Consider the following 20,408-nt stretch of genomic DNA (forward strand, 5'->3'; position numbering starts at 1 on the left):
ATTTCCAGGAGGGACATAATATGAAATACGGAATCGTTTTATTTCCATCAAAAAAACTTCAAGACCTTGCGAACTCTTACAGAAAGCGCTATGATCCAAGCTATTCCCTGATCCCGCCCCATTTGACGCTGAGATCATCGCTTGAATTAACGGAGGAGAAAGCGGATCAGCTTGTATCACATCTGAGAAACATCGCGAAGGAGTCCCATCCGGTCGTTCTCAAATTGACAAAATACAGTTCATTTGCGCCTGTCAATAATGTCATTTACATCAAAGCAGAGCCGACGGAAGAATTAAAAACACTCAATGAAAAGCTATACACCGGTGTGCTGGCCGGTGAACAGGAATACGCTTTTGTCCCGCATGTGACGGTCGGCCAAAATCTTTCCGACGATGAGCATTCGGATGTACTGGGACAATTAAAAATGCAGGAAGTGTCGCATGAAGAAATCATTGATCGTTTCCATTTGCTTTATCAGCTTGAAAACGGATCATGGACAGTATATGAAACCTTTTTGCTAGGCAAAGGAGAATAGTGTTTGGAAGCAGTTATCGCAAAAAATGAAGAACAAATGAAAGACGCATTTTATGTAAGAGAAGAAGTTTTTATCAAAGAACAAAACGTACCTGCTGAAGAAGAAATTGACGAGCTTGAAAATGAATCGGAGCATATCGTCGTGTATGACGGCGAAAAGCCTGTCGGCGCCGGAAGATGGCGTATGAAGGACGGCTACGGCAAATTAGAGCGAATTTGCGTATTGAAAAGCCACCGCTCCTCCGGTGTCGGCGGCATCATTATGAAAGCTCTCGAAAAAGCGGCGGCAAACGGCGGCGCTTCGGGCTTCATTTTAAACGCGCAAACGCAGGCTGTGCCGTTTTACAAGAAACACGGGTATCGCGTGCTTTCTGAAAAAGAATTTCTCGATGCAGGCATTCCGCACTTACAAATGATGAAAGACTAAACAGCATCCGGGTCTATTTAGATCCGGATCTTTTTTTGCATAAAAAAAACCGTTCTCTGGATGTGAACGGTTTTTTATACATATCGATTAATATATGTGCCCATCCCTTTTTCTCGCAACCTCTTATAAAGAGAGCGCTTACGTTTCACCTCGTTTACTTTTCTTTCAGCGGCCGTTTGATTCTCCTGCTGCTTTTCCAGTTCCTTGTATACCCGCTGAAACGGGACATAGCTGATTTTTTCGGTTCCGGCGTAATCCTGCTTATATCCCATCGTTCTATTTGCATATTGAGCGTATTGCTGGTTTTGAATTTGACCTGCATATATCATACGATACCCACCCTTCTGCTATCTCTTTTCCCTTAAACTTACTTTTTGAAACACGTTTCTTTTGATATGATAGTCTTTGTCTGTAATGAACACCTTTTTTTGATTGGGAGGACCCCTTTTTGAAATGCGCCCGACTGAATGATCGAACGATACATTTACATACATATTCGAGAGAACATTATCAATTCCTCTTTGAAGAAGGAATAAAAGGACATTTATTTTGTTCTCATTGCGGAAAACCCGTTTTGTTAAGGCTCAACATCGCTGATCCGCCGGAGTTTATCCACCGCCAGCCAGGCCACTTTCCAGCATGTGAGGAGGCCTGCGAAACGAAGCCCGCTAAAGAGGAGAAAAAAGAAGAGTATCAGGAATCCGGTGTCTTTCGTTTGCCCAAGGGAAAAGCAATTGCTGCTGACTCGTCTCTTGCTGTCACGGAATGGCAGCGGCCGAGAAGCATTAAACCCAAAACACCATTTGTGCAAAAAACAATAGAACCTGATACGAGCCTTTTCCCGTCTGTCGGCTTGAACACGGATCAGCTGAAAGCTGTCACGGAAACGGAAGGCCCGCTGCTTGTGCTTGCAGGTGCGGGAAGCGGAAAAACACGCGTGCTGACGGCTCGTGCCGCCCACATGATCGAACACTTAGGCATACCGCCGGAAAACATGCTGCTTGTCACCTTTACGACAAAAGCTGTCGCCGAAATGAAAGAGCGGATGGCAAAGCAGTACGGATTACAGCCGGCAAAAGTCAGAAGACTTGTCACCGGAACATTCCACAGCTTATTTTATAAAATCTTATATCACGATGATCCTGCTAAATGGAACGGCGAGCATTTGCTGAAAATGGAGTGGCAGCGGGAACAATATATCAAAAAAGCACTCTATGAAGAAGGGATAGATGAAAAAGAGTTCCCCGTAGATCAGGCCTTGCAGCAAATCGGTTTTTGGAAAAACACATATGTGCCGAACGAACGCATCCCTTTGCAAGATGAGTGGGAAAAACAAGTCTATCGATTATATGAACATTATGAACGCCAGAAAAAAGAACACAACCAATTTGATTTTGATGACATGGCTTCTGCCTGCTACGAATTGTTTATCGATCGGCCGGGCCTTCTGGAACAGTATCAATCCCGGTTTACTTATATATTGATTGATGAGTTTCAGGACATTAACCCCGTTCAATATAAAATCATGCAAATGCTGGCAAGCCCGGAACAAAACCTGTGCTGTGTCGGGGACGACGATCAGTCCATCTACGCGTTTCGCGGAAGCAATCCATCTTTTATTCTTGATTTTCAGAAGGATTATCCCGGAGCGAAGACGATTTATTTAACCGCGAACTACAGGTCCACGCACCCGATCGTCTCCAGCGCTGATATCGTGGTGAAAAAGAACAAAAACAGGTATGCCAAAATGCTTGAAGCGGCGCGTGATGACGTCCAGGTCCCTATGCTGTTTTATCCTTATGACGAAGAGGAAGAGGCCACAATGGTCGTTTCCGATATCAAAGAAAAAATTCAAAACGGGGCAAATCCTGAAGACTTTGCGGTTCTCTACCGCACAAACAGCGGAGGCCGCGCCATATACGAAAGGCTTCATCATTCGTCAATTCCGTATACAGCTGACCGCGGCGTCCAATCGTTTTACAGCAGACGGATTGTCCGCCAGATTCTCGCATACTTGTACGCCAGCCAAAATGAGGATGATACTGAGGCGATTAAGCACTTGCTGCCCGCCTTGTTCTTAAAGCAGTCCGCTTTGAACACGCTGAAGGCGCTCTCGATTACCGAGGACTGTTCAATGATTAAAGCGCTGGCCAAACTGCCTGATCTGAAGCCGTTCCAGCTCAATAAAATCAAGAAGATCGTGCCACTTTTTGCAAGCATCCGCACGATGAAGCCGGTGGAAGCGATCACCTTCGCCGAAGGAAAAATGGGCTTCTCCGAGTATTTAAAAAAACGGGGAAATGAAGGCAACAAACTGGAAAAAGGCTCCGATGACCTGCGTGACATCAAGGTCGTCGCCAAAAAATTCAAATCAATTCCTGACTTTCTCGCCCACGTAGACCATATGAGGGCCGCTGAGAAAAACAAAACGGATGAAAACGGTGTTCAGCTGATGACCATTCACCGCTCAAAAGGCCTTGAATTCAAAACCGTTTACGTGATAGGCGCGGTAGACGGCTCGATACCGCACGATTTCTCATTAGAAACAGCGAGAAAAGGCGATGAAGCTCCCCTCGAGGAAGAAAGACGCCTTTTGTATGTAGCCATGACCCGGGCCAAACAGCACTTATATTTGTCTTGTCCCGCCAACAGGCGCGGCAAAACGGCCCACGGTTCAAGATTTTTGTATCCCTTATTACGGCAAGTAAGACAGCCCTTGCATAGCTAACAGCCCGGCAGATCACTGCCGGGTCTTTTCTGTAAAAAAGGCCCGCTGTCAAAAGTCAGCCAGGCCATCCGATTATTTATTATCCAGCATTTTAGAAATCGTCCCAAAATCAAGCTTTTCTTTACCGCTTGTAATGGACTGGACAATTTTATCCTCTAATTCTTTCGGCACGCGTCTGTTTGCCAGCTGTGCTACGCGGCTAATAACACTGCGTACTGTGTTTTCGTCTTTAAAATTGGCGTTTTGAAGAGAGCCGGCAAGATTCATAACATCCTGCATATTGACGCCTGTTTTCTTTTCGATGTTCTTAAAAAATTGATTATCCATAATGCGCCTCCTTTTGGCGGAGTAATACGGTATTATATGAACACTAATGAGTGATGTGCCTATCTTATTACATTTGTTTCCTCGAATGGTTTTCAGACTGCAAGGAAGCGCGGATTTCCCGCACTTCCTCTAAAGTTTTAGCAGAAATAAGATGCACCTACAATGATTAGGAGAATGAACAATACGACTAAAAGAACAAATGTTGAACCATAGCCGCCGCCGTAACCACCGGCATAACCGCCGCTATAGCCGCCACAGCCGCCGTAGCCGCCTCCGAATCCGTATCCAAAGCCCATAGATAAGCACCTCCTTTACTCTCTATACACTATGTGAGCCATTTGATTCGGCTTGGATATTCGCATAGGGCGTTTGCGGATTTACGATGGATCATACTGAGCCTGATTTTTTTGAAGTAACGATTCCGTTTTTTCAGCAAGCTCTTCAATCTCCTCTTCAAACGCCACACCGGCTTCATCAAATGCTTCCAAGTCTTTTCCGATGCTGCTCATGATATCTTCATGTTCTTTTTTCTTTTGTTCGTGAGGTTCATATCTTCTGTCTATCCATTTTTCGAACTCATCCATTGGTATCCCCCCACTCATGATATATGCTGAGCGAGACCGCTCCGTTAAAAAAACAAAAACCGGAGATCTCCGGTTTCGTTGTCAGGCTATTGAGGCTTTTTCTTTTTATTTCCGCACCCGCAGCCTTTCTTTTTGATCTTTTTTGATTGATATGATGAATCTGTATATGGAGTTTTTTGGGAAGGTTTATTGAATTGATTCATTTAGTTCCCTTCCTTTCCTTATGTCATATATGCTACTTTATGCGTATTCTGGCAGAAAGTTGCTGGTGATAGCGCCTCATTCTTGCAGCCATTTTGATACGAGTGTTTCTATAATGCCGGCAAGACCGGCTATCGCCAATAGTAAAATCAGCCACTGCGCCGCTTGAGGGAGCAAGGCCTGGCATAAAATCAAAAAGCCGGCGCACCACACGCCTGTACACCAATAGCAGCTCAGCAATTCACCAATAAACGCCCTTACCCCCGTTCCCTTAATCACGATATACGTTTCAATGTTCCCGTCCGCATCCTTTTCTTCCTTCTCTTCATGAAACAGGCTGCGAAGCGGCGCCATAATCGTATCAAACACCAGCAGCCGAGCGAGCCGGAAAACCGCAAGCGAAAGAAGAACAATTGTCAGCCCATTGATAACCACTTGTTCACTCCTTTCAACATCCCCTTTACATATATGCAAAAACCCTATACTTCATGAGTTGCATCTTGTCCCCATGAAATTTGGTTATTTTTCTTATTCCGCTCTGTACCCTTTTTGCATTATATAAAGTATGGATAAGAAAGGAGTGAAGGTTATGTCGATTGATGAAAAAGTTGCCTCCCTACAACCTGCAATATATGAGCAATTGACAAATGAATTTATTCAGCAGATTGAAATCATTGATTGCGAAAATATAATCATTGATACGACGCATCTTACATCCGCCCTTTCTATACAAGCGACACTATCGGCAATGCTCTTTTTGGCTATACAACTTGTCGTCACCGATGAAGACTTGGCTGATACAATCGCAAGCGAATTACTCATTCTTGACAAAAGTCAAATCAAAAAAAGAACAACAATAAAAATCATAAACAGCCGAAATATCAGAGTCACTCTTCTTTCAGATCAAACAATAACCTTTATTCAAATGTTAACTCAGGTAATCGACACTTTTCTCATTGCATCCGGCATCCTTTAACTCTTTCTTTTTCACAAACTACAAAACGAGGTGAAAACAAATGTCAGATAATGAAAAACTGAAAGAAGAACTTTCAAAACTTCCAGCGATGGATCCAATGACTAAAATGCTTGTAGACAATGTTCTGAAAAAGCATGGTGTTACAAAAGATAAAATGAAGAAATTATCGGATGAAGAAAAAGAAATGTTCTTGAAAATGCTCAACGATGTTAAAGAAAAAGCACAGGCTTTAGCAGATAATCAAAATAAAAATAAAACAGTTACAGAAAAAACGAACCAAAGAACCGAAAAACAAAATACCCGCAGAGAACAATTAATTCAGCAACTAAAGCAGAAACGCCAAAATAAAAAAGAACAATAAAAATAGTGATATGAACCAAGATGAATGCCCCAATCAAAATGAATCTATCTTTCATTTAATAAAAGTAAAAGAAAAGGAGGAATAAAAATGGAAAGCAGACCATATTCATGGGTAGCATTAGATCCAGACTGTGATCACCCAAGAGAAATAAAAGAAGAGAAAAAATGCGATGGTTGCTGTAACTTAAAAGGCTTCGGTTTTAATGACGCCTTTGTAGATCAAGATGTTATTCAAGCTCACCTCAACAGACAAATCTCTGAAGAAATGATTGTGATTAGAGACTCTTGCGATGTTAATGTTCAATCAGTTGATCAACAAGCATTAACTTCAGTATTTGTTTCTATCAATGCCTTAGTTGTCATCGTTACATTGGCAGTTATTACAGATGAGACGCTTGCTGAACTGGTTGCTCAAGATTTATTACAGCTTACAGAAAGTAAACAATTGAACCGTCAAAAGATTCTTATCGACAACTCACGCTGCGTAAACGTTACTACACTCGATCAAGATGCTGCGACCCTCGTTACAGTCTTAATCAATGCCCTTGTAGCAATTTTCGGAGTTTTGATTCTCATCTGATCTCTAAAAGCAGAGCTAAAAAACGCTCTGCTTTTTCTTATTTTCCAAGCATATGATGAATATATAGACGTTCACCCACACCAAGTGGGGCACCAGTACATATGTTGTTAAGGACTAAAGTCAAATACCCTATAAAGAAGGAGCTGAAATCAATGAGCTGCGGAAAAACCCATGGCCGGCATGAGAACTGTGTATGCGATGCAGTGGAAAAGATTTTAGCAGAGCAGGAGGCAGTTGAGGAACAGTGTCCTACTGGCTGCTATACAAACCTTTTGAATCCGACGATTGCAGGTAAAGACACAATTCCGTTTCTCTTGTTTGATAAAAAAGGCGGATTGTTCTCCACATTCGGAAACGTGGGGGGATTTGTGGATGATATGCAATGCTTTGAGTCCATTTTCTTCCGCGTTGAAAAATTATGCGATTGCTGCGCAACACTGTCTATTTTACGCCCGGTGGATGTCAAAGGCGATACCTTAAGCGTTTGCCACCCTTGCGACCCGGATTTCTTCGGGCTTGAAAAAACAGATTTTTGCATTGAAGTGGATCTCGGATGCTTCTGCGCCATTCAGTGCCTGTCGCCAGAGCTGGTTGACAGAACATCCCCTAACAGAGATAAAAAGCATCATCACAATGGATAAACACTTGTAAAGAGGAATCCCCTTCCAAACTCTATTACAGGTGCAAATTATTCAGCTGCTTCCGGCGTGAGGCAGCTGACTCTCCATCATTTCGCCAGTCTCAAGAAATTTATAAGGCAGGAGGGATAATAATATGAGCCAGAAAACATCAAGCTGCGTGCGTGAAGCTGTAGAAAATATTGAAGATCTGCAAAACGCTGTTGAAGAGGACTGCCCGACTAGCTGCCATTCAAAGCTTTTGTCACCAACTCATTCGCTAGGCGATACAGTGCCTTTCGTGCTGTTTACATCAAAATCAAATCCTCTGGTCGCTTTCGGCAATGTTGGCGAACTGGAAAACGGACCTTGCTTTAATACTGTATTTTTCAGAGTGGAAAAAGTTCATGGCAGCTGTGCGACACTGTCATTATTAATCGCATTTGACGAACACAAGCACATTTTGGACTTCACCGATAAAGATACGGTTTGTGAAGCGTTTCGACTGGAAAAAACAAACTACTGTATTGAAGTGGACTTAGACTGCTTCTGCGCAATCAACTGCTTAAATCCTCGGTTAATCAATCGCACGCATCATCATCATTAATGATAAGGCGGAAAAGCTTGCAGGCCTGCAGGCTTTTCTCTATGAAAATAAGCTGCCGGGAACATCTGCCGGGCAGCTTTTTCATTTCCATTAAAAACCGAGCGGGTGCAAGGAGGTGATTTCATCAATCGCCAGTTCAGTCGGTGCGCCGTTTCCGGTCGTGCGGAGCAGGACGGAATCGTTTCTTCTGCCGACAATCACGCCTCTGTATGTTCTTCCATTGGCTTCAATCAAACAAAGCGCTCTCGGCATGTTATGAGGCAGCTTTGTTAAAAAATCAATTTTTTCGTGGATCGTCATCTTGCTCATCGGTTTTTTCACTTTTCTTGCCGGCGGTGCTTTTTCCTCCGCTTTAGCGGCATTATGGACAGCTTCCGGTTCTTTTTCAGGTTTATGCGCCTTAAGTGCAGGCTCTTCCTTTTTTTCCGCTTTCGGAGGCTCGTGTTCGATGGTTTCTTCGACGGTTTCTTCAACGGCTTGCAGCTCTGCTTCCTGTTCCTGCTGCTTCTTTGTATTCTCTGGCTCTCTCACCTCTTGTATTTGCTGGCTCACTGGCTCAGCGGCAGGCTTATCGTCTGCTTGCTGGACATCTATTGCCACGGCTTCCTCCTGCTGTTTCTCATGGTAGTCCGGCTGTTCTTCTGCTTTAGGCGGAGCGGGTTTGTTGGTCTTTTTTTTAATAACAATCTCCTGCATGGATGACCTTGTTGTTTCTGCATAATCCGGCTGAACAATATACATGAGCGGTTTTTTATCCGCGTTTCTTTTCTTATTAGACATCTTCATCCCTCCGATTGTGTCATGTTCTATCTATATGACAGAAAGCTGAAAATCAGAAGAAATAAAAAAGCAATCCCTGTTCGGGATTGCTTGACATAGGTCCTGCTTAGCGGGCAGTGATATGGAAACCTGAATCAACGTGAAGATTTTCACCTGTAATGCCTCGGGACATATCGCTGAATAAGAACGCAGCTGTATCGCCCACTTCTTCAGGTGTTGTCGTGCGGCGAAGCGGCGCACGCTCTTCGATGTCTTTTAAGATAGAATTGAAATCGCTGATGCCTTTAGCAGATAATGTTCTGATCGGGCCTGCAGAAATGCTGTTCACGCGGATATTTTCTTTTCCTAAGTCGGAAGCTAAGTATTTCACACTTGCATCAAGAGAAGCTTTCGCTACACCCATGACATTGTAGTTTGGCATCACAAGCTCTCCGCCAAGGTAAGTCAAAGTGACAATGCTTCCGCCTTCAGTCATGATCGGACGTGCCGCTTTGACAACAGCTGTCAGAGAGTATGAGCTGATGTTATGAGCCAAAAGGAAACCGTCACGATTTGTGTTTAAGTATTCGCCGACAAGCTCTTCTTTGTTGGCAAACGCGATACAATGCGCGATACCGTGGACCACACCGACCTGCTCCTTAATGCTTGCAAAGCAAGTTTCGATTTCCGCGTCGTTTGTGACGTCGCAAGGAAGAATAATGGAGTCATTGCGTTCTAATGTTCCGGCAAGCTCTTGAACTGATTTCTCCAGGCGTTCTCCTGCGTATGTGAAAATCAAGCGTGCTCCCGCTTCATGCAGAGAGCGCGCAATTCCCCATGCGATACTGCGTTTGTTGGCAACCCCCATCACGACAATGTTGCGGCCTTCAAGTGAAAAATTCATATGTATAAAGCCTCCTATATTTAATAAAGACATAGTATTAGTACCTGATCTTAATTGATATCATATCATAACCTTGTCCAGATGAAAAGCGCAGACACCGACAAACGTGAAAGAGACCACCATCAGCTGGTGATCTCATCGGCTTGTTTTTAAGCTGTTTCGTTTAAAAGCGAAATGGTTTGTCGGCCCGTGGCCCGATCCGATGCCAAGCGTATTTTCCACCGCTTCGCGGACAAAGTTGGCCGCTATCTCGAATGCCTGATGGATACTGTCACCTTTAGCGGTTTGAGCTGTTAATGCCGCTGCAAAGGTGCATCCTGTGCCATGCGTATGTTTCGTATCGATATAGGGATGGCTGATTTGCATAAACATGCTCCCATCGAAAAGAAGGTCAGTAATGTGATTGTCCTTAGGCTGGTGCCCGCCTTTGATAATCACGTTCTGCGCCCCCATCTCGACGAGCTGTTCCGCTGCTTTTTTCCGGTCATCCAGCGAGCGGATTGTCATTCCAGTCAGCGTTTCTGCTTCCGGCACATTCGGCGTAATCGTGTAGCTTCTCGGAATAAGCAGCTCTTTTAAGGCGGCAACTGATTCATCACGCAGCAAGGATGCACCTCCCTTTGCGATCATAACCGGATCAACAATCACACGGTTAAACCCGTACTCGTCAATTTTTCTCGCCACTTCTTCAATCATTTCAGAATTCCAGAGCATTCCCGTTTTTATGGCGTCCGGTCTCAAATCCTCGGCAACAGCGTCAATTTGCTGTCTCAGCGCCTCTACAGACAGCGGATACACCCCATGGACGCCCAGCGTATTTTGAGCGGTTACCGCCGTAAGCGCAGACATTCCGAACACATCGAGCTCTTGAAAGGTTTTAATATCTGCCTGTATCCCTGCGCCGCCGCCTGAATCAGAGCCGGCGATTGTCAATGCTTTATATATACTCATTACACTACACTCCTTTGATTACCCGATCCATTTATGATAAATGGATTTTGCCCGGGCAATATCATTCGTTCCATGGATCAATGCTCTGCCGTCCCGGAACAGCACCATTTTCATATCAGCCGAACGGCAGGAAATCAAATACGGGTTCGCGGCTACATCAAGCCCGGCTTGCTTCAGTTGACCCGCCAGCACTTCAAGATCCGTTTCTTTTGTAAAGGATGATCTGATTTGCACGGTGTTCCTGCCGCACAATACAGCCGCTTTTGTTTGATTTTCATAAGACAAAAACGGAAAATCCTTTGTGCCGCAGCTTGGGCATGCGTTCTGTTTGAGACCCGCCGCTTTCACCTCTGACCGCTCATTTTTCCATAGGTCAAAGGAGCGCAGCACTGGCTCGCAATTCTCTCCCGTCAGCAGCTTCAGCGCGTCTGTCACCTGAAAGACCGCTACCTGCAATACAGCCGGACTGATGATGCCGGCTGTGTCACATGTCGCTCCGGCAATCGGAAGTGTATCGAGCAAGCAATGCAGGCAGGGAGTCGATCCCGGCACTACAGTAAAAGTGAGGCCGTAGCTCCCTACACAGGCACCGTAAAGAAAAGGAATCCCTTCTTTGACCGCAGCATCATTTACGATCAGGCGGGTTTCAAAATTATCAGCCGCATCCACAATGATCGAAGCGCCCTTAATCAGCTCGAAGATATTTTCCACTGTCACATCCAACACAAGGCCAGTCACATCAACATCGCTGTTAATTGAACGGAGACGATGCTCAGCAGCGGCCGCTTTCGGCATTTCTTTTTTGACATCATCTTCTGTATACAGCTGCTGGCGCTGCAGGTTGCTCCATTCAACGTAATCTCTGTCGGCAATCTTCACAGAGCCGACACCCGCTCTGACCAGCATTTCTGCACTGGCTGTTCCGAGCGCACCGGCACCGATAATCACGGCGCGCGCTTCTTTCAATTTCTTCTGGCCGGCTGGGCCGATTGGAGCAAACAGCTCCTGTCTGGAGTACCTGTCCGTCATACAGGAAGACCTTCTCCCGGACTGCTTGCCGTTCCGTACTGCTTCCGCGGAATACGTCCCGCCTCATAAGAAAGGCGTCCTGCTTCCACCGCGAGCTTCATGGCATGAGCCATTTTCACAGGGTCATTCGCACCTGATACAGCCGTATTGAGGAGTACGCCGTCAGCTCCAAGCTCCATTGCGTATGCCGCGTCTTTTGGCGATCCGATGCCGGCGTCCACGATAACCGGCACTTTCGCTTGTTCAATAATAAATGACAGATTCAAAGGATTTAAGATTCCTTGCCCAGATCCGATCGGAGATGCCCCCGGCATGATGGCATGAACGCCAAGCTCCTCCAGTTTTCTTGCCAGCACAACATCATCCGACGTGTAAGGGAGCACGATAAATCCTTCTTCAAGAAGCTGTTCGGACGCCTTTAATGTTTCAACAGGATCAGGCAGCAAGGAACGGCTGCATCCGATGACTTCGACTTTAATCATGTCACAAAGCCCTGACGCTTTCGCCAGCCTTGCAATCCGAACCGCCTCTTCAGCGGTCTCGGCGCCCGCTGTATTCGGCAGAAGCGTGTATTTAGATAAATCAAGCTGTTCCAGAAAATTAGGCTGAGACGCTTCAAAAATGTTCATTCTCCGCACAGCAAATGTTAAAATATCAGACTCGGAAACGGCCACCGCTTCCTTTTGGATGTCAAACGATGGGTATTTCCCCGTACCCAGCAGCAATCTTGATTGAAATGATTTCCCGCCAATAGTTAACATGCTCATCCGCCTCCTACAAAATGGACAATTTCAATGACATCGCGATCACAAAGCTCAACCTCGTGATAGTGTTCTTTGCCGATAATTTCTTTATTTCTTTCAACGATAACGATTTTATTTTCAAGCTGATAGGACGCCAGCAGATCTTGAATTGTACCTGTGTCTTTTTCCCACTTCACGTCTTTACCGTTCAGCTGTAGCATCATATCTGAACCGCCTCCTTGCGATCAATTCGGAATGCGTGCAGCCAGTCCTGATTGACCCCTTTATTCATGATGAGGTCACTGATCAAAGCCCCCGTTGCCGGAGCAAGCAGAATCCCATTTCTAAAATGGCCCGCCGCAAATAAAATACGGCTGTCCTCAGGGTGTCTGCCGATGTACGGTTTCCCATCCTTTGTTCCCGGCCGCAGTCCTGCCCAAAAACGATCCACCTTCATATTCTGAATGGCCGGCAGCATCGTTTTTGCTTTTTTCATAACAGATTCCAGTCCGCCAAGATCCGGTGTTTCACTCCAATCACCCGGCTTCATTGTGGCGCCGACAACCAGTCTGCCGCTTTTTCTCGGCACGATATAGCAATGATCATGGTAAAGTGTTTTTGTCAGCGGGATTTCATCATTCCAAACAGACAGGCATTCCCCTTTTACAGGGAAAAATGAGTTGTTCAGCCCGAGCTGTTTAAAAAACATTCCGCTCCACACCCCGCTGGCAACCGCGACATAATCCGCCGATACGTTACCATTCGGTGTCTCGATGGACAGCGCTTCACCGTCACGGTCGACATGCATGACGGGAGTATGCTCAAAAATCTCCGCGCCAAGCGCTTTCGCTGCTTTCGCATATGCCTTGCAAACGAAATAAGGCTCAACATGCACATCATCCTGAATAAAGGATGCCCCGGAAATGTCACCGGACGTATACGGCTCTATTTCTAAAACTTCTTCTTTTGTATGCCAGCTGACTGATTCCAAATCATCCATCTTCCTCAGCCGCAGCACGTCTTCTTCAGAAAACGCCAGCTTAAACATACCGCCGTTATGTCGCCTGATATCAATACCGGATAATGGGTAAAGCTCTTCTCCAAGACCTTTGTACAGACGCTGGCTGTGCATGGCGAAGTCAAAAAACGCGTCACGTTCCTCGCACTCGGCATGAGCGCCCAGCATTCCGGCAGCGGCACTTGTTGTTCTGCCGCCCATTGTCCCGCTTTCAAACAATGCGATTGTTTTGTTTTCCTTTGCTAAATGATAAGCAATCGCGGAACCAATAATCCCGCCTCCAATGACTACTGCATCATAATGCCTTTTCATAGCGCATCTCCTTTAGCTTACGGGAATATCGTCTGGCAGCTTCCAAAGGGTCAGCGGAAGAGAAAATTCCTGACATGACAGCGATGCCGTCTGCTTCCGCTTGTTTTACGTCTCTTAATCTGTCCGGTGTCATGCCGCCGATGGCCATAATCGGGATGGACATCCGCTGTTTGATTTCTGACAGCAAGGACACACCTCTGCCTTCAAGACCCTTTTTGCAATCCGTTTCAAACACATGGCCGAACAATACGTAGTCCGCATCTTCCTTTTCTGCTTGAACGGCTTCCTCCAGTGAATGCACCGACCGCCCGATATGAAGGTGAGGAAATCTGGCTCTGACCTGCTTCGGTGAAAAGCTGTTGCTCGGCAGCTGCACGCGATGAATAGATGAAAAAAGTGCAATATCCACTCGCCCATTCATGACCAATTTTCGTTTATCTCCCCCGCCTTCAGAAACAAGCTCAAGCAGTTTCAAAATGTCAGCCGCCGATTTAGACCGTTCTCGAATGTGAATGTAATCAACTTCATTCTGAATCGCTATGATGACTCTCGCTAACGTTTCAACCGGCTTGCAGTCATCAGTTATGGCGTGAAGCTCCAAATTCCTCCACCTCTTTTATGCCGCGGTCGGACCAGCCTTCTTTTCGATTGGCCATTCCCCAAAATTGATACTCATAGAAGCTTGAAATAACAAAATTCTCTTTCATCTTGGCACGCACTTCCTCCGTGCTGTTTTCCGCCAGCTCATCAAAGCGGTTGATTTGCTCTTCGACCTGCTGTCTGAACCAGTCACCGCCGTATGTGCTGATCCACTTCTGATAAATCGGATGCCCCGGATCACATGTCAGCAATTTCTCGCCAACCTCGTAATACAGCCAGTAGCATGGCAGCAGGGCCGCTAAGATCTCAGCAAAATTCCCACTCAAAACCGAACGGTACATATGGGATGTATAAGAGTACGCTGTAGGAGACGGCTTAAACGCCTTACGCTCTGCCTCACTAATCTCCAACAGCTCCGCAAACTCGCGGTGAAGCGCCATTTCCGCCTCATATGTACCTTGGGCGTGGCTTGCCATGCGGCCCGTTGTATAAAGGTCCTTCGCATAAGCGGCACCGAACGATTGTACCTTTGCAAAATGCGTTAAATAATAAGAATCCTGAAGCACATAGTATTTAAAACGGTCAATCGGAAGCGTTCCGTCACCGATTCCCTGAACGAAAGGATGGACAAAGCTCCCTTCCCACCATTCTGCGGCTGCGTTACGGCATTCTTCTGAAAAATTCACACGTCATTCCCCCTGTCTGATAATTAAAAAAAACCACTTTCCCGCAAGGAAAAGTGGTTTGGAATTGGCATAGTAAACTAACACAAATACCGCTCCACTTCCCTACGCAGGTCTGAACCTGTTCAAGTTATGAGGGTCTAAAAGTCACACTTTTATCTCAGCCCTTATGAAGGACACCCCTAGTGGTTATACGAATACATATTGAATTGTTGTTGCACCTCTATATTAACACGAATCCCTATTTGGTCAAGGTTTATCCTTCTAATGTTTTCTTAAGTTCCATTACATACACCCTAGACCCGGTGACAATTAAGCGGTCTCCCAGTTTCAGCCTTGTATCCCCATGAGGAACGATGCTGTCCACACCTCTAAAAATCCTGACAAAGATGACGTCTCCTGTAAAAGGGAATTCCCGTAAAATCACACCGTCGTACGTGCTGTTTTCCATATTAATTTGATACAGAGAAGACTCTTCGTTCGTGAGCAGCTTCATGACACCAGGCGCTTCTATTAGCGCGCGAAGCAGTGTTTTTGTCGACAGCAGCATAGAAAAGATGTTAATTCCCTGCGCCTTCAAAGTTGCTTCATTCTCGGGTGATCCAACGCTGGCAATGACTCTTTCTGTTCCTTTTTCTTTTGCAAGTAACGCAATGTCCGCATTCATGTCTTCATTCCCAGTCGCGACAACCAGGATATCTGCATCAAAAATGCCGAGTGATTCAAGCGTCTGGTGTTCATAGTCAGAGATGGCTTCAACGGTAAATACTGATTCTGACAGTTTTTCCTCCGCATTCTCTTGATAGACATGCACAACACGCACGTCATACTCCTCTTCCGGCAGTTCAAGAGTAACAGGCAATGTCATTTGGTTTGCGCCGATAAACGTAATTGTCTTTTTCTCCTCCGGTTGCTCTTCCCGTGTGTATAATTTTTTAAATAAGACCGGCGAAAAAATACTGGCAATGACGGCTACTAACGTCAGCGCTCCTGACATATTTGCGCTGATCACGTGAAGCTGCTGTCCGATTGTCGCAGCGGCAATCACGAGCGAGAGCGTTGATGTCAGCAGGAAACCAGACGCCAAAATGGTTCGTTTATCATACCACTTCTTCAAGTACAGGACAGGAATGATTTTGCTGACTAACAGCGCCAAAAGCAGAAGCGGGATCATGATTAAAATTTTCGGATCTTGGAAAAGGGTCCAAATATCGAGCTTCACACCGACCATTACAAAGAAAATCGGAATTAAGAACCCGTAGCCGAATGAATCCAGCTGCTGAACAAGTTCTTTGTTTGGCGAAAGAAGGGAAACGAGAACCCCCGCTAAGAAAGCGCCGAGAATATTTTCCGCCCCAAGTGATTCAGACAGGGCAACGAGTACGATAATTAACGTAAAAATGGCACGCGTCCCGATCTGAATCGTCCCTTTTGACATCGACTCAACAAATGAGCGATGTTTAAAGACCCGGCCGAAAAAGTAAAGCACCACTCCGGCTGCAAACAGGATCATCAAGAGCCACATGTTCCCGCTGTCTTCTCCGTACAGAGAAGAAAACACAGCAAGAAGAATCATCGTGACCAAATCAGCAATCACGGCAACAAGCAAAATAATCTGCCCGATATTTGAATTCATAATCCGTTCTTCTTTTAACGTTGGAACGACAACACCTAACGAAATCGTTGAAATAATTAGCGTCATTAAAAACGCATTTTCGATAAATCCTGCCAAGACGAACCCATAGGACAGCAGCAATGATAAAATAAATATACCGGCAAAAATAATGGACGCCGTAGCAAACGTATTAGGCGCCGCTTTGCCGTTCGGCAGGAGCTGCTTTTTCTTTCCTTTCTCAAACGATGAAAAATCAATTTCAAGCCCGCTTAAAAACATTAAAAAGATAAATCCGAGCAAAGAAAGCGTCTCAAGCCATGTATCACCCTCGACAACTAAATTAAGACCGCTTTTTCCGATAATCAGCCCCATAATGATTTCCGCAACAACAACCGGGATCGTCAGTTTAAAGCGGTGCAAAAGGATGGGTGTTAAAAATGCAACGATAAGTACAACAACTAAAGATGCGACAGATGAATGCGCCATAATCAGAACCTCCTTTTTAGGTCAGGGTTATTTCAGTTCTCAATTAAAGAACAAAACCTCATTTTTAAAAAACATAACGCGATTTTAACAAGGATGATGATAAAAAATAAAGTAAAAAGGTCTTATTCCTGTTTAGAAAATAATTCTTCTATAATTTGCACATAAAAGCCTGTGATGACTCACAGCACTTTGCTCCATAATAAATAAAACAATCGGCAAGGAGGATCACGCATGGCTTACGATATAATCAGCGATATGCATGGCTGCTATGATGAAATGATGGCATTAATCCAAAAGCTTGGCTATACAATGAAAAATGGAGTGCCTGTCCACGAAGAAGGCAGGGTGCTTGTTTTTGCCGGAGATTTAACTGATAGAGGACCGAAATCAATAGAGGTCATCCGCTTTGTAGCCGGCGCTTACGAAAAAGGCGCTGTACGTTATGTTCCGGGAAATCATTGCAATAAGCTGTACCGCTACTTAAAAGGAAACCCCGTCAAAGTGATGCATGGCCTCGAAACAACAGCGGCAGAGCTTGAAGAACTTTCTACAGAAGAAAGAAAAACAGTCAGCGAACAGTTTATGAAGCTGTACGAAACGGCGCCGCTTTACGACATCTTACATAACGGAGAATTAGTTGTCGCCCATGCTGGCATAAAGGCTGACGATATCGGCAAATTCACCCGCAGAGTGAAAGACTTTGTGCTTTACGGCGATGTGACGGGTGAAACGTATCCGGACGGCAGACCTGTCAGACGTGACTGGGCTGCATCCTATAGTGGAAGCGCTTGGGTGGTATACGGCCATACCCCTGTGAAAGAGCCCCGGAAAGTCAATCGCACCATCAACATTGATACAGGCTGCGTATTCGGAAATAAACTGACAGGCTTTCGCTTTCCAGAACTAGAGACCGTCTCTGTTCCAAGCTCCCTGCCTTATGACGAATCAAGATTTCGCCCAATATAAAAGGAGAGAATTACGGATTCTCTCCTTTTATCAGTTCTTTCATATCTTGAGGCAGTGCAGCATGAAACACCATGTTCTCCTGTGTCAGCGGATGGATAAACGAAAGCTGCTCGCTGTGCAGAGCCTGCCGGCCAATTTCCCGTCTCGTTCCGCCATACAGTGTATCACCGCACAGCGGGTGCCCGAGGTAGCTCATATGTACACGAATTTGATGGGTCCGGCCTGTCTCAAGCTGCAATGTCACCGATGTGATCTCGTCAGTTGCGTGTGTGACATGAAAATGGGTAACAGCCTTCTGGCCGTCCGGTGTCACGGTCCGTTCAATAATACTGTCAGGATGTCTGCCAATCGGAGCATCGACTGTTCCTTCCACCTGTGTCATCCGCCCGTGGACCACTGCCGCGTACCGGCGTTTCACAAGCCCGCTTTTTTGCGCTGACGATAAAATCGAGTGGGCAAAGCGATGCTTGGCAACAAGCATAAGACCTGATGTATCCCGGTCCAGCCGGGTGACAAGATGAACTGTCGCCCGCACTCCGTTTTTTTGATAATGATGGATCATTCCATTCGCAATGCTGCCGGATGGGTGCTCTCTCGAAGGAATTGATGATACATAAGGCTGCTTGTTGATCACAAGCACATGCTCATCCTCATACAGGATATCAAGCGGAACATGTTCTGCCAATAACGTGTCGCTCACCTGTTCCTCGGGAAACTTCACGACAAGAAAATCTCCCTCTCGCAAAACGTATTTGACCGTTACATGTTCACCGTTGATCAGCAGGTCACCCCCGGCAAACTTGATGTCGGTTAACAGACGTTTCGAAATCCCCAGTTTACCCGCGTATTCTTTTACAGTCATTCCGTCTTCAGCGGAAGTGATATTCTTTCTGATAAAAAATGGTTCCACGATACGTCCTCTTTCTATTCACCTTTTCCGATAAACGAATCCTGGACTCTTTTCCAAAATGGAAACGGACGAAATCTCGCAAACCTCACATTTTCGGATGCAACCTGGCAGCGGATCGACTTCACGTCCTTATGAAGAAGGGTTAAATGGTCAATCGTCACTTGAAAGTCAACTTCGTTTCTCGGTTTAATCATGCAATCATGATGGGAAGGCAGAAGCAGCGGCGATCCGACCGTCCTGAAGACACGGTTATTAATAGAAGCCATTTCCGCGAGCTGGATCGCTCTGATAGACGGATGGATAATCGCTCCGCCCAGCGCCTTATTGTAGGCTGTGCTGCCGGATGGCGTTGACAGGCAAAGGCCGTCGCCCCGGAAGGTTTCAAAGAGCTGCCCCTTGATTTCCACATCAGCCACAAGGCTTCCTTCTATGCTTTTAATTGTACATTCATTCAATGCTAAATATCTTTCTTCCCGCTCATTTTCGTGATAGGTCACAATCACTTCGAGAAGCGGATATTCGACTGTATGATACGGCGTTTTCGCAATCGCAAGAACAAGCTTTTCAATTTCATGAGGAACCCAGTCGGCATAAAACCCCAGATGACCCGTGTGAACGCCGACGAATGCTGTTTTGTCCAAGCGGTCGCTGTATCTGTGAAAAGCATACAAAAGCGTTCCGTCGCCTCCGACTGAAATGACGATTTCCGGCTCATTTTCATCCAGTTCCATATCAAAATCCAATAAATACGCCTGTATTTTGCTTTTCAGCGTATCAGAAACTTGATCTCCTTTTGATGATACGGCAAATTTCATGCTTTTCTTCCCCTTTACTATTGTTGCTCGCTTCCTTTTTTCTTTCTTGAAAAGGCAGCTTGAGCTTCCTGTATTTCACCCCTGATCTCCGACATCTCTTCATCAAGCCGGGAAGCTGCTTCAGAAGCACGCTGAAGCCTTAGTTTTACTTTTTCAGGAATGTTTCCGCTGTATTTATAGTTCAATGAATGCTCAATGGTCGCCCAAAAATTCATCGCCAGCGTACGGATCTGTATTTCCACGAGAACATGCTTTTCTCCGGATACCGTCTGTAAGGGATAAAGCACGACAAGATGGTATGACCGGTATCCGCTCTCTTTATGTTCCGCAATATAATCCCTCTGATCCACAACGGTGAAATCTTTTCTGGCGAAAAGCATCTCTTTTACGATTTGGATGTCATCGACAAATTGGCACATGATTCTAAGGCCTGCGATATCCTGCATGGTTTCAATTTCATGCAGCGGTATGCTTTTCTTTCTCGCTTTTTCAAGTATGCTTGCCACAGGCTTGACGCGTCCAGTCACAAATTCGATCGGCGAATGGACATCCTCGTATTCATATAGTGTGCGAACCCCCTTGAGCTTCACTTTCAACTCTTCGACAGCCTGGCGGTACGGCACTAAAAAACGCTCCCATTGTTTGTCATCCATCATACATCCCCCAATTCGAACC

27 protein-coding genes and 1 riboswitch are annotated in these 20,408 nt (G+C 45.6%); of the genes, 9 read left to right on the plus strand and 18 right to left on the minus strand.

Going from position 1 to position 20,408, the window contains the following annotated elements; genetic code table 11:
* Positions 1-20 precede the first annotated feature (20 nt).
* The gene (locus JMN17_RS14580; RefSeq protein WP_087993925.1) at positions 21-536 is read left to right on the plus strand and encodes a YjcG family protein; all 516 of its coding nucleotides are present in this window, start codon (positions 21-23) and stop codon (positions 534-536) included.
* 3 nt (positions 537-539) lie between these two features.
* The gene (locus JMN17_RS14585) at positions 540-962 is read left to right on the plus strand and encodes a GNAT family N-acetyltransferase (RefSeq protein ID WP_202328437.1); all 423 of its coding nucleotides are present in this window, start codon (positions 540-542) and stop codon (positions 960-962) included.
* A 74-nt stretch (positions 963-1,036) separates the two neighbouring features.
* On the opposite strand, the gene JMN17_RS14590 is transcribed toward JMN17_RS14585, so the two are convergent.
* Positions 1,037-1,291, minus strand: a complete 255-nt coding sequence (locus tag JMN17_RS14590; RefSeq protein WP_087993927.1) for a hypothetical protein — start codon at positions 1,289-1,291, stop codon at positions 1,037-1,039.
* 119 nt (positions 1,292-1,410) lie between these two features.
* On the opposite strand from JMN17_RS14590, the gene JMN17_RS14595 reads away from it, so the two are divergent.
* Positions 1,411-3,690, plus strand: a complete 2,280-nt coding sequence (locus JMN17_RS14595; RefSeq protein WP_202328438.1) for an ATP-dependent helicase — start codon at positions 1,411-1,413, stop codon at positions 3,688-3,690.
* A gap of 72 nt (positions 3,691-3,762) precedes the next feature.
* Here the strand turns inward: JMN17_RS14595 and spoVIF are convergent, their stop codons facing one another.
* The 4 genes from spoVIF to yjcA all read right to left on the minus strand — a co-directional run bounded on the left by spoVIF (position 3,763) and on the right by yjcA (position 5,237).
* The gene (gene spoVIF / locus JMN17_RS14600; RefSeq protein ID WP_019714009.1) at positions 3,763-4,017 is read right to left on the minus strand and encodes a sporulation-specific transcription regulator SopVIF; all 255 of its coding nucleotides are present in this window, start codon (positions 4,015-4,017) and stop codon (positions 3,763-3,765) included.
* 137 nt (positions 4,018-4,154) lie between these two features.
* A complete protein-coding gene (locus JMN17_RS14605; protein ID WP_202328439.1) occupies positions 4,155-4,313 on the minus strand; it encodes a YjcZ family sporulation protein in 159 nt (52 codons plus the stop codon).
* Between the two features lie 81 nt (positions 4,314-4,394).
* On the minus strand, positions 4,395-4,601 hold the full coding sequence (locus JMN17_RS14610) for a hypothetical protein (protein WP_087993929.1): 207 nt from the start codon (positions 4,599-4,601) through the stop codon (positions 4,395-4,397).
* 279 nt (positions 4,602-4,880) lie between these two features.
* Positions 4,881-5,237 (minus strand): sporulation protein YjcA, encoded by a 357-nt coding sequence (gene yjcA, locus JMN17_RS14615; RefSeq protein ID WP_087993930.1) that lies wholly within the window; start codon positions 5,235-5,237, stop codon positions 4,881-4,883.
* 154 nt (positions 5,238-5,391) lie between these two features.
* Between yjcA and JMN17_RS14620 the strand changes: the two genes are divergently transcribed.
* The 5 genes from JMN17_RS14620 to cotZ all read left to right on the plus strand — a co-directional run bounded on the left by JMN17_RS14620 (position 5,392) and on the right by cotZ (position 7,942).
* Entirely contained in the window at positions 5,392-5,778 is a 387-nt protein-coding gene (locus JMN17_RS14620) for a spore coat protein (protein WP_202328440.1), read from the plus strand.
* A 40-nt stretch (positions 5,779-5,818) separates the two neighbouring features.
* Positions 5,819-6,139, plus strand: a complete 321-nt coding sequence (locus JMN17_RS14625; RefSeq protein WP_087993932.1) for a spore coat protein — start codon at positions 5,819-5,821, stop codon at positions 6,137-6,139.
* 87 nt (positions 6,140-6,226) lie between these two features.
* Positions 6,227-6,718, plus strand: coding sequence for a spore coat protein (locus tag JMN17_RS14630; RefSeq protein WP_087993412.1), 492 nt, complete (start codon positions 6,227-6,229; stop codon positions 6,716-6,718).
* A gap of 152 nt (positions 6,719-6,870) precedes the next feature.
* Entirely contained in the window at positions 6,871-7,359 is a 489-nt protein-coding gene (gene cotY / locus JMN17_RS14635) for a spore coat protein CotY (protein ID WP_010329406.1), read from the plus strand.
* Positions 7,360-7,492: 133 nt separating this feature from the next.
* Positions 7,493-7,942, plus strand: coding sequence for a spore coat protein CotZ (cotZ, locus tag JMN17_RS14640; RefSeq protein ID WP_087993413.1), 450 nt, complete (start codon positions 7,493-7,495; stop codon positions 7,940-7,942).
* A gap of 90 nt (positions 7,943-8,032) precedes the next feature.
* Here the strand turns inward: cotZ and cotO are convergent, their stop codons facing one another.
* From cotO to JMN17_RS14690, 10 genes are all read right to left on the minus strand, one after another.
* Entirely contained in the window at positions 8,033-8,728 is a 696-nt protein-coding gene (gene cotO / locus JMN17_RS14645; protein WP_202328441.1) for a spore coat protein CotO, read from the minus strand.
* 100 nt (positions 8,729-8,828) lie between these two features.
* Positions 8,829-9,605, minus strand: a complete 777-nt coding sequence (fabI, locus tag JMN17_RS14650; protein WP_087993415.1) for an enoyl-ACP reductase FabI — start codon at positions 9,603-9,605, stop codon at positions 8,829-8,831.
* Between the two features lie 135 nt (positions 9,606-9,740).
* Positions 9,741-10,556: a bifunctional hydroxymethylpyrimidine kinase/phosphomethylpyrimidine kinase gene (gene thiD / locus JMN17_RS14655; RefSeq protein ID WP_202328442.1), complete on the minus strand. Its 816-nt coding sequence runs from the start codon at positions 10,554-10,556 to the stop codon at positions 9,741-9,743.
* A gap of 18 nt (positions 10,557-10,574) precedes the next feature.
* Positions 10,575-11,585, minus strand: a complete 1,011-nt coding sequence (gene thiF, locus JMN17_RS14660) for a thiazole biosynthesis adenylyltransferase ThiF (protein ID WP_087993417.1) — start codon at positions 11,583-11,585, stop codon at positions 10,575-10,577.
* Positions 11,582-12,352: a thiazole synthase gene (gene thiG / locus JMN17_RS14665; protein WP_202328443.1), complete on the minus strand. Its 771-nt coding sequence runs from the start codon at positions 12,350-12,352 to the stop codon at positions 11,582-11,584. The genes thiF and thiG overlap by 4 nt, the downstream gene beginning before the upstream one ends.
* Positions 12,349-12,549 (minus strand): sulfur carrier protein ThiS, encoded by a 201-nt coding sequence (gene thiS / locus JMN17_RS14670; protein WP_072182824.1) that lies wholly within the window; start codon positions 12,547-12,549, stop codon positions 12,349-12,351. The genes thiG and thiS overlap by 4 nt, the downstream gene beginning before the upstream one ends.
* Complete coding sequence (gene thiO / locus JMN17_RS14675; RefSeq protein WP_087993419.1) at positions 12,549-13,658, minus strand: glycine oxidase ThiO; 1,110 nt, start codon at positions 13,656-13,658, stop codon at positions 12,549-12,551. Before thiO ends, thiS begins: the two co-directional genes overlap by 1 nt.
* The gene (gene tenI, locus JMN17_RS14680) at positions 13,642-14,259 is read right to left on the minus strand and encodes a thiazole tautomerase TenI (RefSeq protein ID WP_202328444.1); all 618 of its coding nucleotides are present in this window, start codon (positions 14,257-14,259) and stop codon (positions 13,642-13,644) included. Before tenI ends, thiO begins: the two co-directional genes overlap by 17 nt.
* Positions 14,237-14,944, minus strand: a complete 708-nt coding sequence (tenA, locus tag JMN17_RS14685; RefSeq protein ID WP_087993421.1) for a thiaminase II — start codon at positions 14,942-14,944, stop codon at positions 14,237-14,239. The genes tenI and tenA overlap by 23 nt, the downstream gene beginning before the upstream one ends.
* Before the next feature lie 82 nt (positions 14,945-15,026).
* Positions 15,027-15,135, minus strand: a riboswitch (TPP riboswitch).
* A 62-nt stretch (positions 15,136-15,197) separates the two neighbouring features.
* Positions 15,198-17,042 (minus strand): monovalent cation:proton antiporter family protein, encoded by a 1,845-nt coding sequence (locus JMN17_RS14690; protein WP_087993422.1) that lies wholly within the window; start codon positions 17,040-17,042, stop codon positions 15,198-15,200.
* 231 nt (positions 17,043-17,273) lie between these two features.
* Between JMN17_RS14690 and prpE the strand changes: the two genes are divergently transcribed.
* Positions 17,274-18,008: a bis(5'-nucleosyl)-tetraphosphatase PrpE gene (gene prpE / locus JMN17_RS14695; RefSeq protein WP_087993423.1), complete on the plus strand. Its 735-nt coding sequence runs from the start codon at positions 17,274-17,276 to the stop codon at positions 18,006-18,008.
* A 10-nt stretch (positions 18,009-18,018) separates the two neighbouring features.
* Here prpE and JMN17_RS14700 read toward each other — a convergent pair whose 3' ends face one another.
* The 3 genes from JMN17_RS14700 to yjbM are packed head-to-tail and all read right to left on the minus strand — an operon-like array spanning position 18,019 to position 20,386.
* Positions 18,019-18,918: an RluA family pseudouridine synthase gene (locus tag JMN17_RS14700; protein WP_176365308.1), complete on the minus strand. Its 900-nt coding sequence runs from the start codon at positions 18,916-18,918 to the stop codon at positions 18,019-18,021.
* A 14-nt stretch (positions 18,919-18,932) separates the two neighbouring features.
* Positions 18,933-19,733, minus strand: a complete 801-nt coding sequence (locus JMN17_RS14705; protein WP_003224622.1) for an NAD kinase — start codon at positions 19,731-19,733, stop codon at positions 18,933-18,935.
* A 17-nt stretch (positions 19,734-19,750) separates the two neighbouring features.
* A complete protein-coding gene (gene yjbM / locus JMN17_RS14710) occupies positions 19,751-20,386 on the minus strand; it encodes a GTP diphosphokinase (RefSeq protein WP_087993424.1) in 636 nt (211 codons plus the stop codon).
* Positions 20,387-20,408: the final 22 nt, after the last annotated feature.

Source organism: Bacillus sp. RHFS10 (assembly GCF_016757475.1).
In the GTDB taxonomy this organism is placed as follows: domain Bacteria; phylum Bacillota; class Bacilli; order Bacillales; family Bacillaceae; genus Bacillus; species Bacillus subtilis_G.